This is a genomic window from Paraburkholderia caledonica NBRC 102488, assembly GCF_000685095.1.
Taxonomy (GTDB): Bacteria; Pseudomonadota; Gammaproteobacteria; order Burkholderiales; family Burkholderiaceae; genus Paraburkholderia; species Paraburkholderia caledonica.
In genome coordinates this window covers 21,216-32,981 of the sequence record NZ_BAYE01000030.1, presented here as the reverse complement: position 1 = coordinate 32,981, position 11,766 = coordinate 21,216, and the positions used below count along the sequence as shown (strand labels likewise).

The following is an 11,766-nucleotide window of genomic DNA, read 5'->3' as shown; positions in this document are numbered from 1 at the left end:
AGCATGACCAGCATCGACACGTCTTTCGAAAGCCACGGTGAACGTTGCGCCGGTACGCTGATGCTGCCGGCCAAGGTCGCGCGGCCTCCGGTAATCGTGATGGCACACGGGTTCGGCGCTCCACGTGCCGCGGGCCTCGCAGCCTTCGCCGAGCGCTTCGTCGCCGAAGGCTACGCGGCCTATCTCTTCGACTACCGGAACTTCGGGGACAGCAGCGGGAGACCCCGGCATTGGGTCAGTCCACGCAGGCACCTGCAGGACTGGGCGAGCGCCGTCGCGCACGTGCGGACGCTAGTGCAGATCGACACGCAACGGCTCGTACTGTGGGGCACATCGTTTTCAGGCGGACACGTCATCCAGACTGCGGCGCTCGATCCCCAGGTCCGCGCAGTCATTGCCCAGGTGCCGCATGTGAGCGGTATTGCCAGCATGAAGCAGATTCCCATCGGCATCTCGCTGCGCATGACGCTCGCGGCCTTGCGCGATGTGCTCGGCGACATGCTGGGGCGTCCTCACTACAGCCCAATAGTAGGACGCCCCGGGGAGCTTGCGGCACTGACCGGCGACGACGCCTCGCATGGCTATCCGAAGCTGCTTCCTCCCGGGGCAAAGTGGGAAAACCGCATGCTGTCGCGCGTGTTTTTCGAGGTACCGCTATATAGCCCCATCCGTCACGCAAGCAAGGTATCCGCTCCAAGCTTGATCGTGGCCGGACGCGACGACACCATCACTCCGGCGAGCGCGGCGAAGCGCGCGGCGGGGCGCATGAAGAACTGCACGTTCCATCTGGTCGAGGGAAATCACTTTCAGCTTCAACTACCCGATGAAGAGGCTTTTGCGACCAGCCTCGCTATTCAATTGGACTTTCTGCGCAGGCATCTTGGCGCCGCGACATAGAGTGCGGCGGCAGAGACAGAATGGAAGTATCAAAGCGCTTGCCGAGATGAAATACCCGATCGGCAAGCGCGAGCGGGGCGAATCGCTCCACCCCACTTTGAATGTACAAAACGGCCTTACCCGCACTTCGGATTAGAAACGGTGCGCAAGACCAATCGCGGCAAGCACCTGCTTCGTTCCATGCTCCTGCACCGTGATGCCGGGCCAGCTGATCGTTGCAGCACCGTTGTTCTTGATGTATCCGGCACGGGCGTAGACGCTCGTGCGCTTGGACAAAAGGTGATCGACGCCAATCTCGAACGCGGGGGCGTTGTCATCCACGCCACGAACGTTGCGCTGCGAAGCCGCGAGCGCTATCGTGTCCGCCGACGTGGCCTGAATCGTCGCGCCGACCTGAGCGGTGTTGTAGGCGTGCGCGGTACCCAGCCGCGCGGCGAGCGACCCGGCAGGTGCGGTGTCCGGACGGACATATGAATAGCTGAACTGCAGATTCACAATGCCTATCCGGTAGGCAAGGGCACCGTTGAAGTGCTCGGTCTGCATGAGCCCCAACGTCGCCGGAAGTCCCGTGATGGTCGCCCGTCCGGGATGCTGATTCACATACGCTACGCCAGCATAGAAGCCACCGGACGTGTAGCTTGCGCCAACATTGAGGACATTGCCGGTCGTGACGGGCACGGGCTGGGTCACCGTGGCCGAGAAAGCGTACATGCCGTAAAAACGCGCCCCGAAGAGTTCCGGCGACTGGTACATGATCGAATTGCTGGCGCGACCGCCGTCGTATTGTGTGGACAAGGTTGCACGGTCCACCGACAGAACGTCCGCGGCGACCAGCGACAGGTTTTCATTCAGATGAAACGGATCGACCGGGTACGTAATGATGAAACTGGGTTCGTACTGACGTCCGAGCGTGAGCGAGCCGTACTTCGCGTGCATCAAACCGACCCACGACTGGCGATAAAACAGTGCTGTGGTGTCCGCTAACAGCGTACCGCTGTTCAGGTTGAATCCGCCCTCCACGTTGAACTTCGCTTGTAGTCGGCCGCTCAGATCTTCGGACCCCGTCAAGCCGAACGAGGACCCCGACGCCCCGCCGCTTCTTTGGGAAATCGAATGCGTTCCACCATTGTTCAGGTACTGGACAAACGTGTCGGCCACCCCGTAGAACACCACGCTCGAACCTGCCGCCACGGCGGTCCCCGCAACAAGAATCAATGTGGCGCCCACGACACCCTGACTAACCCTTCGCATGCATCGCTCCTTTATCATCTTCCTTCGGCGGCGGGCTTTCTCGCACGGATTCGTCTCGTATGCGCCTGCATGCAGACCGCCTATACAGAAACGCTATTTAGTTAGAAAAACTAACTCATCCGATTCATGACTTCTATCCAAGATCATTTCTTTCAGTACAACTACTTTATTTTGTCATGAGCCCGCGTTGAGCATCGAAGTTCCGGGTCAGCCCCATCTCCTGTTCGGCCGATGAGCGCACGTTTCCAACAAGTCGTGCGCCGACGCGCCACCGGGATGTCCGATCAGAAATCGTCATCAGGTAGCCCGGTGAGCCATCCGTCTCTCAAAACATGACATTTGTTGGGTATGAAATTTAACTTCGACACGCCGGTGGGAAAATTGGTGGTTTCACCTGGCGCGCCGGCGTAAGGAGCTTCGGCTCTCCAGAGTGAAAACATTCGGAGGAATTGCGCGTACAATCTTGCCGAGCGCCCGAGGCGATCCGACTTTTGAAAAATATGAAACCAGCAAAGACGGCTTCTACAATGACTGGAAACGAGACGCCCCCCTCCCCACTCCCGCGCATGCCGCTCCAGCAAAGGTCGCAGCAGCGTGTCGAAGCCGCGTTGGCGATCGCGGAACGCATGATCCAGGAGTTGGGTCCGGAGCGGCTTTCCATTCCGGAAGTTGCCAAGGCGGCTGACATACCTCGCGCAAGCCTTTACCAGTTCTTCCCAGAAAAATATGTGCTGCTGGCAAGAATTGCCGAGATTCATATTGCGCGGCTGACAGAGTTGCTTGCCGAGCGCGCGTGCAGCCATGGCGCCGATTCATACGCAGCATGGATCGGTGCGCTGATCGAGGCGGCCGCGAATTATTACGACAGCCATCCCGTGGCGAGCATTCTCGTGCTGGGTGGCCCATACAGTCATGCCGCGCACCTCGCGCAGGAAAATATGATGGCGACGATTGGCGCGGTTCTGCGATCCGCGACCGAATCAAAGGTCCCGGGCATCAGAGTCTCCCGCTCGCCAGATGTCTCCACGCTGGCCGTGGAGATTGCATTCGCGTGTATGAAACACGGCTACTATCAGGACGGCTGCATCACTGAAGCGATTCGCGCACAGGCAGTCACCGCCGTGACGGCCTACGCCGAAGCCAGTATTCCGGGATTGGCCCGGGCATTCCGGTCTCAACGCGACCATTGAGGACAGGCAGACTCAAGCTGATTGCTGTCAACGCCCGGGGTTGTGGTGCAATTTCGGCGCGTCGGTTTGTTACCCTTGAGCTTTTGACGGCTTTGCCAGGTTGAGGAAAATGGTTGTGAGTTTCCGATGACGTAAGGTGTCCTCATTAATTTGCAGGGGAAAATCGCACGCCTGCCCAGTCATGCCATTCGAGCAAACGCGCCTTGAGTTGTGCACGGTGGCAGGCCGCCCTCATCCAGTGCCGGGGTAAGGCGAAGTGCAGACGGATCGGACCAGAACGCCAGAGAAACGCCTGCGCGCGCCGTAAATCGCGGAAACCCTGCATCCGACGTTCACGCCGGCGCGTGGGCACGTAGTAAGGCGATTTACTCTTCTTCATCCCGCCATTCTAGCGGGCACTGCCGCTCAACCTGGCATTGCCAGCGCAGGCATTAGCCGGGCCTGCTTTCGGCTACCGCTGGTTTCTCGAAGGTTGTTTCCTCTATCACCAGCTTCAAACTTTGAACCACATGAAAAGCAAAAAGATCTTGGTCGTTACCCTGTTTGTTGTCGCATTCCTGTCCGGTTGTGCCGGGACCGACTTTGTTCGTCCGGAAGCGGGACGGCTGGATGTCGGGAAGTCAACCGCTGCGGATGTCGAGGCAATGATGGGAAAACCATATCAGAACGGTGAGGTCCTGAAAAACGGACAGATCATCAAGGTCGAAAAATATGCTTACGCTAACACGGCTCGTGAAGCTGTAAAAAGCGGGGTGACGCCTGCGCGTGCTATGAACTTCTCTCTGTTCAACAACACACTTGTCGGAGAAGAGTTCGTCAGTTCATTCAAGTCGGATTCCACAGACTTCGACGAATCGAAAGTGGGTTTAATCGCCAAGGGCCAGACGACGCGGGACGATGTGATCGCGATGTTGGGGAAGCCGAGCGGGCGAGCTATCTATCCCCTGATCAAGAACAAGGATGACGATGCGATGATCTACAGCTATGCGCAAGTTTCCGGTTCGGCATTCAGCCTAAAGGTCTATAACAAACAGCTTGTTATCGCCTTCAACGACAAGGGCGTGGTTAGCGATGTGGAGTTCACGTCGAACGGCGACAAGTAAAGTATTGCCGATAGCGCCGTCCTCATAACGGTGTTATCGGCCCTTCGCTCTGCGCGCTTGAGTCCCAACTCCTTGATCTCGCATTCCCTGGGCATCATGGTGCTGTCGCACGATATCGCCGAAATACATGATGTGCCGACCGATGGTGATTGTGTCATCTCGGTCAACTTCATCGCGCAATCGTCGCAGCGCGGTCTGCTGCGATCCGGGCAATTTGACGTGCGGCATGTCGAACGCGAGCCACGGCAATCCGTCGTCAATTGCACCACGAACCACTGTGCCGGGCGTTGGCCGAGCGCGCTAAAACAGCCTGTCGGCGACGTGGCGACGCACGTACTCGTGCTGATGCATCTCGCGCATTCCGACGATCGCGCGCTGCAGCCACTCGGTCGCAATAGCCTGATGCGTGTCGTGCGCCCGGGCCGGCATCGTTCGCGCGATTTGTTCATTTCCGCGAGCGGGCGACGTACCTCTGGCCGGGAGCATCGTGGTTGATCATCGCGACGCCGCCCATCCGAGCCGCAGTTTCGAGGAACGAAATGCCGCCGTTCGCCATCAGCTTCATCTCGGTGTGCGTCGCGCAGTTCTCGAAACCGAGCGCGTCGATCGCGGTCCGGACCAGCGCGACGATCTGCTCCCTCCTGTCGCCACTCAGCGTTTGCCAAGGTTTCGTCAAAGCTCGCACAGCGCAAGCGAATCAGATTCGTGGCCCGCTCAGCGAGTTCGGGATCGTTGAACCGCAGGGCGTACCGGCAGGAAGAAGCCGGGCCGGCACGCAACCCACTGCTCTCCCCCCAGACGAGAGGCCGCCGCCGGCAACGATGCCGTGCACGTAAGGATAATGCGTGAGCGCCGCGCTCGCCTGGCACTTCGGCAATGGCGGTTAAGGAAGGAATTGCAGGCGACCGCTATCTGTTTGCAGCCGGAGCAACACAACACATCTCCAGCCTGCGCCGCGGTGCAACACTGTTCGAGCGCCGACATGGCCTTCAGCTGTCCCAGACTCAGTCGTACTGTCTGTCGCCACACGGACCCATGTGCGCGGAAGACGCCCGCGACTTCGGGCACGGCTGTGCGCCGTTGGAAGGCTTCATCAAGATATCAGAGTGAGACATATTACAGTCAGAAGCATCGTCTGGAAACACCGCTTCGGGGTTGGTCAAGCTGTCGGGACTGAGGCCCGGAAACGCAGGACGGATTTTGTTGACTTCGATGGTTTCACACCACGCGACGAATCGCGCTGCCAGTTGTTTGCGATAGTGTGAGCGCGCGGCAGATACGGATCAAGCGCGAAATGTTGCAGGATTGGCCCGAAGCACGAGGAATTTTCTGTGTGCGTTTAGGGTCGCGAAAGCTGCGCATGCGACGCTCGCGTTGGCGCGTCGGTTGATGACCGTTTTCTGCGCGGGCGTTGAGTCGGGCTGCCGCTTTGACAAACACGTGCTTCACGTTCGCAAGTTCCGCGATCTCGACTTTTGCCGCCGGATAGCTGCGCAAGTGACAGGGAAGATTTTGCGCGGAACCTGGTTCGAACAAAGAACGCGCTTGAAGAAGCGTTTGGCCGCGGCTTCGTCGCGCTACCTTTGCAGCAGGTACACTTCGCGGTTCCTTCCCTGAAGCGTTGTCCAACGCCTGCCCGCACGCGTTGTCACCCAATCACAATGAGCAGACATGCGCAGGCGTCGAGCAACGCTTGACATCGCGTTCCTATCGCATCGAGCCTTCCCGGCCCAGCTTCCGTCATTCGCTATGATCGGCACACCGGTCATTCGACCGGCTGTTTGGTTCGGCGCACCGAGCACAAATCGCTTCAAGTGATGCGATGGAAGGCCGCACCACAAGAGTCCTAGTGCGCCCGCTTTACATGACCGTGCCGTCGCTGCTGTTTTATGTCGCTGCTGTTTTATATCAGGGAATAAGAAGGATTTTTCCGGGCTGATGCTTGGAACCGTCAAGCATTTGATGCGCCCGGCGTGCGTCGGCAAGTGGCAGAACATCGCCTAGCCGGACCTTCAGATCACCGTCAGCCGCGAGACGGACGAGCGATTCCAAAATACGTGTGCCGACATCCACCAACAGAAAGTCCGAGCGCACATGTTGGGGGAGTCGCGTACTATCGGGCTTCTGCACTGCGGAGACGACTACCCCGCGCGGGAGCACAAGCGCATACGACTGCTCGAGCGCTGCGCCGCCGACAGTGTCGATGACGGCGTCGAAACTGCCGGAATACAGGTCCACGCGACGCATGCTTCGCTCGATGATTAGGTCCGCCCCCAAAGCCCGCACATGGTCAGCCTGGGCGTCCGACGCAGTTGCAACGACCTCGGCGCCGGCCAGGTGCGCGAGTTGTACGGCGTATGCTCCGACGTTGCCGGCACCGCCGAGAATAAGAACACGCTGCCCTGCTTTTATGCTCGCGAACTCGTGAAGCATCTGCCAAGCGGTTACCGCGATGACGGGCATCGATGCCGCTTCGTTGAAAGTCATGCTGGAGGGCTTCGCGGCGAGCATGTCGACCCTGGCTCTCGCATACTGCGCATAACCATCCGTGAAGCGACGGTTGGTCACGCCGAAAATCTCGTCCCCGACCGCCAGTTCCTTGACATTGGGACCAACTTCAACGACGACCCCGGCAATGTCGGAACCGGGCGTTAGAGGCAGTGGTTGCGGTAGAACGCTCTTTCCCGCGCGAATCCACCCATCCCACGGACCGACGCCCGCTGCCATCACCTTGACGACAACCTCTCCTTCGATCGGCGTTGGGATCGGTAACCGGCGCAGATTGAGCACGTCCGGTCCGCCATACTCCTCGATCTGAACTGCCTGCATCGATGCTGTCATTTCAAGCTCTCCTTATGAGCACTGCGGACCACGAATAGAGCGCATTACAACTCTGGAATTTTCATCGACTCAAGCCTCTCCGATCAGAACGGGAAACGGAGGAGTGGACGCAACAAGACGGTCATAGATCGCACTTGCGCGTGCACGTTTTTTGCACGCCAGCACCAGGTAACAGGGTGCTTTTTCGGTCCGCATGTGAACTCCACGCAGGTGCGACCAATAAGCCAATGGTTAAGAAGTTAACGCAACCGTCGAATCCGCCTACAAGCTATAACTTCCGCGACTACTCTCTTCGCACAGCGAGCCACGACGGCTCACCCATCCCTCTCAAGCAGAGGCGAGGCCATGTACATTCGTCAGGCGAGTGCGGACCCGTCAACCCCGGGCGGCCCAAGGCGAGCTCCGCATGAGGCCGCAAAAGTTCCGCCGGCGAAAATCTGGATCCTTGTCAGCGATGACATCGGCAAGGCCGGTCCCCTGGGTTGTCTGTGGCCGGTGCTTCAGACCATCGTAGAGCGACTGGAGTACGTCTTCCACAAAGTGCGGCGGATGAGGATACGCTGCAGTCACCGCCCTCAACTGCGCGTCAGTGAATTCATCATAGCCTAAACCCACCAGATCCATCATCACTCCCTCTGCGGTAAGCGCGGCGACGGGATGCAGATGCGCGGAAATTCCCTGTGTGGTGTGCAGCGCGATCGCGAGCCAGACCTTCTCGATATTGCCTTCCTCAATGCCATGGCTTCGCAGGAAATCCCGCGCTGCATTGGCACCATCGACCTCGAAGCGAAGCTGGCTCTGCCGGAAGGCTGGGGTCAATCCGACATCATGGAACATCGCCGCCGCGTAAAGCAGTTCCGCATCGTACGGCAGCCCCTTCCGCTTCGCGGTCAACGCACCCCGGAAATAGACGCGCGTGGAATGCTGGAACAGAAAATCGCTCTCCGTGTCGCGAATGAACTGCGTTGCTTCTCGCGCTAATTTGCTATCGGGAATTCTTACCCCGGAAATTTCGTTAGCCACCATGGTCGATCCTCCGCCCAACGTTCGCGACTGTTCGCTTTTGGATTTGGGAAAACGCCCGTTGCAACCGCCGGGCGCAGGTAAGCACCAGGTGTCGATCGCAACTGTGACGTCGGCCTGATGCTTGCAGGTGGAAGCGACGGCGGGTAAAGTCGTTGTCCTAAGCTTGTCGACTGCCCTGCCGGCTTCCACAAGTCGTGAGGCTGCATCTACATTATAGGCGCGGCCATCGCCCAGTCTATGCTTGCTGTGATTAGTCCCCTTCTGTTGGTCGCTTCCCTTCCGGGCTTGCTGTCCAGAGGGCATTGCTCAGTCGACCGTGCGCTGATACAGGCATGGCAGAGTCACAAGAGCTTCCGTGCGAAGGACAGCTTGGACGATGAGCCGCCACCGAGCGGCGGGCGCAATGCCGACACGGCCTGGGACGGCACGCGACGCAGCAACGATACGCACCGGATGCACGTCTGTTCAAGAAGAGCAAAAAGAGTTCAGCCATCCTGTGCTATGACGGGCACATGCTGATTGAGAATCGCTCGGGGCTGGCCGTCGGCGCCGTGGTCAATCACGCAGACGGTTTCGCCGAGCGCGAACGCATAGCAGCTGCTCAACTTATGCAAAGACAGTAGGCGCTGGCGAGGCTTGCGACACCCGAGACTTTGTGAGCGATGGCCCGCTCGCATGTGACGGCGCATGTCCCGTATCGAGGAGCATTCTGGCTGCATACAGACCATTGGCCACATTTGGCAGACGGCCTATCGCGGCGTCAAGCGCGTTGACCAGCAACTCAAACTGACGATGGTCGCCACCGATCCGACCCGCATGGCCCAGTGCCAAGCGTGATGCCACGAGGAGCGTTGCGACGAGCCGGCATGGTGAAAGCACTGCACGACGCCGGACCGCCACGCCAGCGCAGGCGCGTGCAAGAACCACTCGACGAGCCGCAATTCACCGCCACATTGCATGGCAAAACTGTTGAACACTGCTTTGCTCTTCAGGACGGAGCGCTTTTCAACAGACTGGTAAGCGTCTTCTCCTAGCGCTCATTGCCGCAGAGCCGGCGGGCGGTCAGGAAATAGAGCCGTTTGTCTTCATGCATTGCTCCGGGATGCCGGGGGTGCGCCAACTGTATGGCTGCGCCGGAACAGGTCGATCAGGAACATGGACGCGCCGCAGAGCCGGCAGAGCTTCATGCAACTCCTGGCGGTACGGTGCGTCAGTGTAGTCGCACGCGCGATGTTATGCATCCGCGTTTGGCGAAGTCGCCTTTCCAAATCGAGAACGTTCGCTCGCACTGATTGATGCACTCGCGCATAGCGAGGTCGCGCCGTCCGATTTCATGTGCCCACAATCGGAGACCTTGACGCAAACCGTAGTTTACCGGCATAGGCTCATCATGATGCGAGCATCGGCCCAGCTCACTTAGAGCCCGTATCCTGGCCCATCACTGTTTGTCAGAAGCGAGGTGTTGGTTGCGTTCAATAAGCAACCGGATCAGACCGTCGATGCCGTTCTGTCGGATCTCGTCGCTGAACTGCTGTCGATACGTCTGGACCAGCCACACGCCAAGCACGTTTATGTCATATAAACGCCAGCCTTGCGACGTCTTGTACAGCCGGTAGTCGATCTCCACCGGCTCACCACCTCTAATCGCGACGGTGCGCACCACCACGTCCGAATCGGCCGGGTCGATGCGCGACGGCGGGTATTTGATCTGTTGATCGGCACGCAGCTGGCCAATGGCGCCCGAGTACGTGTGAATCAGGAGTAACTTGAACTGTTCGATCAACTGCCGCTGCTGTGCCGGCGTCGCCGACTGCCAGTGGCGGCCCATCGCGAGCGACGTTGTGCGGCGAAAATCGGTGTACGGAAGAATGTCCCTGTCGACGATATCCATGATGCGGCGAATATCGTTCGGATCGATCGCCCGGGTACGCACCTCGTCGAGTATCTGCTGCGTCGCAGTCCTGATAAGTATCTGCGGGTCCGAGGAATCGACTTGCGCATAGGCGGCACCTTGCAACGCGAACAGCGCTACACAGAAGTACAACAGAAACCGAGTCTTCATCTGTGGCGGCCTCTCTCTTTGCATTGACGCGATGAACCAGCATCTGCGATTTCCCGGACGCGCCGCGAGCCATACCCTAACGATGAGGCATTCGCAGCTCCGGCTTTTGGCATCGTTACTCAGATGCGTCCGGGACGACAAGTGTCAAACGGACATCCTACGTGACCTCCGCACAACACCGGTCCGAAGCCCGTGTCGGGGTCGGGACGCCTTGCTGGAGAAACAGGCCGACCGGGTCCGTCTTGAACAGATCTGCCGGAACGTCGTCCGGAACGCTGAAGTTCACTCCGATCGGCCGTAGAATCGACGTGCCGGTTTTTCCCGAGAAATGGCCGTTGGCTCCCACGGATTCCGACCGAGGTCAGCGGCGCGTGCAGCCGTTCCCGCCGACGGCTCGCTGTGGCTTCGCTCCGCGCGCATCAAACCTTGTTGACGGAAGCTCGATAGATTTCTTCGACGGCCGTCTCCAGCGCCGCGTTGAATTCACCGTCGCTCATCGGCTTCCTGAGTTCGTTGATCAACGCCCGCGAGAAGCTCGCAATCATCCCGTGATTGGAAGCGAGCCGTTCGCATGCGTCCGTTCGCGAATAGCCTCCCGACAGCGCGACAACCCGCGCCACCCGCGGATGCTCGATTAACGGCCGATAAAAATCCGCTACTTCAGGCAGCGTCAGCTTGAGCATCACGCGGCTGCCTGACGGCAACGCGTCGAGACCCTTGGTCAGTTCCGCGCGCAGCGTGGCCTCGGCGCCCGCCTTGTCGGGACTCTTGATCAGCACCTCGGCTTCGAGAATCGGCATCAGGTGGTGCGCGTTGATCTGCGCGCCGAATTCGAATTGCTGCTTCACGATCGCCGCAATGCCAGTCGGCGAATTCTGGTGGATGACCGAACGCATCTTGGTGCCAAAAATTCCGAGCTTCGCCGCCCGCTCGAGCACCGCGTCGAGGCCAGGCACCGGCTTCATCAGTTGCACGCCGTCGGCTTCGGCCTGCAGACCTTTGTCGACCTTCAGGAACGGCACGACGCCGCGCTCTTCCCACAGAAAGGCCGGCACCGGTTTGCCTCCGGCCTGTCCGTCTATGGTGGCTTCGAATAGAATCGCGCCGATTATCCGGTCGCCGGTAAACGCGGGCGCGGTGATAATGCGCATCCGCATCTCGTGAATCAGTCTGAACATGCCGGCGTCGTCGCTGTATGCGGTGTCCGGAACGCCGTACAACCGCAATGCACTGGGCGTCGATCCGCCGCTCTGGTCGAGAGCCGCGAAAAAGCCCTGCTTTTCACAAACCTGCGCCATCATCCTGTCAGTAGCCATGAACAACTCTCCCTTTTCAATAGCCATATAACGGCCCGCCGCTTGTGGTCAGGCCCGGTCGAGAACCGATCCCACGCGCG

Annotated in this window: 9 protein-coding genes and 4 pseudogenes; 5 read left to right on the top strand and 8 right to left on the bottom strand. The window is 59.3% G+C overall.

Features of this window, described 5'->3' with window-relative positions; all coding sequences use genetic code 11:
* Positions 1 to 3: 3 nt before the first annotated feature.
* Complete coding sequence (locus tag BCA01S_RS35730; RefSeq protein ID WP_042320024.1) at positions 4 to 897, top strand: alpha/beta hydrolase; 894 nt, start codon at positions 4 to 6, stop codon at positions 895 to 897.
* Positions 898 to 1,029: 132 nt separating this feature from the next.
* Here BCA01S_RS35730 and BCA01S_RS30910 read toward each other — a convergent pair whose 3' ends face one another.
* A complete protein-coding gene (locus tag BCA01S_RS30910) occupies positions 1,030 to 2,148 on the bottom strand; it encodes a porin (protein WP_027780206.1) in 1,119 nt (372 codons plus the stop codon).
* A gap of 500 nt (positions 2,149 to 2,648) precedes the next feature.
* Here BCA01S_RS30910 and BCA01S_RS35725 point away from each other — a divergent pair, with 500 nt between their 5' ends.
* Positions 2,649 to 3,338, top strand: coding sequence for a TetR/AcrR family transcriptional regulator (locus BCA01S_RS35725; RefSeq protein ID WP_341807757.1), 690 nt, complete (start codon positions 2,649 to 2,651; stop codon positions 3,336 to 3,338).
* A gap of 145 nt (positions 3,339 to 3,483) precedes the next feature.
* Here BCA01S_RS35725 and BCA01S_RS39270 read toward each other — a convergent pair.
* A pseudogene (locus tag BCA01S_RS39270) lies at positions 3,484 to 3,687 on the bottom strand (IS6 family transposase); the annotation flags it as partial.
* A 160-nt stretch (positions 3,688 to 3,847) separates the two neighbouring features.
* Here BCA01S_RS39270 and BCA01S_RS30900 point away from each other — a divergent pair.
* Complete coding sequence (locus tag BCA01S_RS30900; RefSeq protein WP_027780205.1) at positions 3,848 to 4,441, top strand: hypothetical protein; 594 nt, start codon at positions 3,848 to 3,850, stop codon at positions 4,439 to 4,441.
* A gap of 72 nt (positions 4,442 to 4,513) precedes the next feature.
* Complete coding sequence (locus BCA01S_RS38640) at positions 4,514 to 4,936, top strand: hypothetical protein (protein ID WP_169740550.1); 423 nt, start codon at positions 4,514 to 4,516, stop codon at positions 4,934 to 4,936.
* 354 nt (positions 4,937 to 5,290) lie between these two features.
* Here BCA01S_RS38640 and BCA01S_RS39670 read toward each other — a convergent pair.
* From BCA01S_RS39670 to BCA01S_RS30870, 4 genes and pseudogenes are all read right to left on the bottom strand, one after another.
* Positions 5,291 to 5,509 (bottom strand): annotated as a pseudogene (locus BCA01S_RS39670) (transposase zinc-binding domain-containing protein); the annotation flags it as partial.
* A 131-nt stretch (positions 5,510 to 5,640) separates the two neighbouring features.
* Positions 5,641 to 6,018, bottom strand: a pseudogene (locus BCA01S_RS39665) (DDE-type integrase/transposase/recombinase); the annotation flags it as partial.
* A gap of 331 nt (positions 6,019 to 6,349) precedes the next feature.
* Positions 6,350 to 7,282 (bottom strand): NADP-dependent oxidoreductase, encoded by a 933-nt coding sequence (locus BCA01S_RS30875; RefSeq protein WP_027780200.1) that lies wholly within the window; start codon positions 7,280 to 7,282, stop codon positions 6,350 to 6,352.
* Positions 7,283 to 7,657: 375 nt separating this feature from the next.
* Entirely contained in the window at positions 7,658 to 8,305 is a 648-nt protein-coding gene (locus tag BCA01S_RS30870) for an HD domain-containing protein (protein ID WP_425176864.1), read from the bottom strand.
* Between the two features lie 246 nt (positions 8,306 to 8,551).
* Here BCA01S_RS30870 and BCA01S_RS39260 point away from each other — a divergent pair.
* Positions 8,552 to 9,145, top strand: a pseudogene (locus BCA01S_RS39260) (transposase); the annotation flags it as partial.
* 601 nt (positions 9,146 to 9,746) lie between these two features.
* On the opposite strand, the gene BCA01S_RS30845 reads toward BCA01S_RS39260, so the two are convergent.
* On the bottom strand, positions 9,747 to 10,370 hold the full coding sequence (locus BCA01S_RS30845; protein ID WP_027780198.1) for an MlaC/ttg2D family ABC transporter substrate-binding protein: 624 nt from the start codon (positions 10,368 to 10,370) through the stop codon (positions 9,747 to 9,749).
* Positions 10,371 to 10,789: 419 nt separating this feature from the next.
* A complete protein-coding gene (locus tag BCA01S_RS30840) occupies positions 10,790 to 11,686 on the bottom strand; it encodes a fructose bisphosphate aldolase (RefSeq protein ID WP_027780197.1) in 897 nt (298 codons plus the stop codon).
* Positions 11,687 to 11,766: the final 80 nt, after the last annotated feature.

Bases quoted from the DNA above. Each gene is read 5' to 3' on its own strand.
- BCA01S_RS30845 (WP_027780198.1), bottom strand. From the start codon at position 10,370: ATGAAGACTCGGTTTCTGTTGTACTTCTGTGTAGCGCTGTTCGCGTTG.
- BCA01S_RS35725 (WP_341807757.1), top strand. From the start codon at position 2,649: ATGAAACCAGCAAAGACGGCTTCTACAATGACTGGAAACGAGACGCCC.
- BCA01S_RS30910 (WP_027780206.1), bottom strand. From the start codon at position 2,148: ATGCGAAGGGTTAGTCAGGGTGTCGTGGGCGCCACATTGATTCTTGTT.
- BCA01S_RS30900 (WP_027780205.1), top strand. From the start codon at position 3,848: ATGAAAAGCAAAAAGATCTTGGTCGTTACCCTGTTTGTTGTCGCATTC.
- BCA01S_RS30840 (WP_027780197.1), bottom strand. From the start codon at position 11,686: ATGGCTACTGACAGGATGATGGCGCAGGTTTGTGAAAAGCAGGGCTTT.
- BCA01S_RS30875 (WP_027780200.1), bottom strand. From the start codon at position 7,282: ATGACAGCATCGATGCAGGCAGTTCAGATCGAGGAGTATGGCGGACCG.
- BCA01S_RS35730 (WP_042320024.1), top strand. From the start codon at position 4: ATGACCAGCATCGACACGTCTTTCGAAAGCCACGGTGAACGTTGCGCC.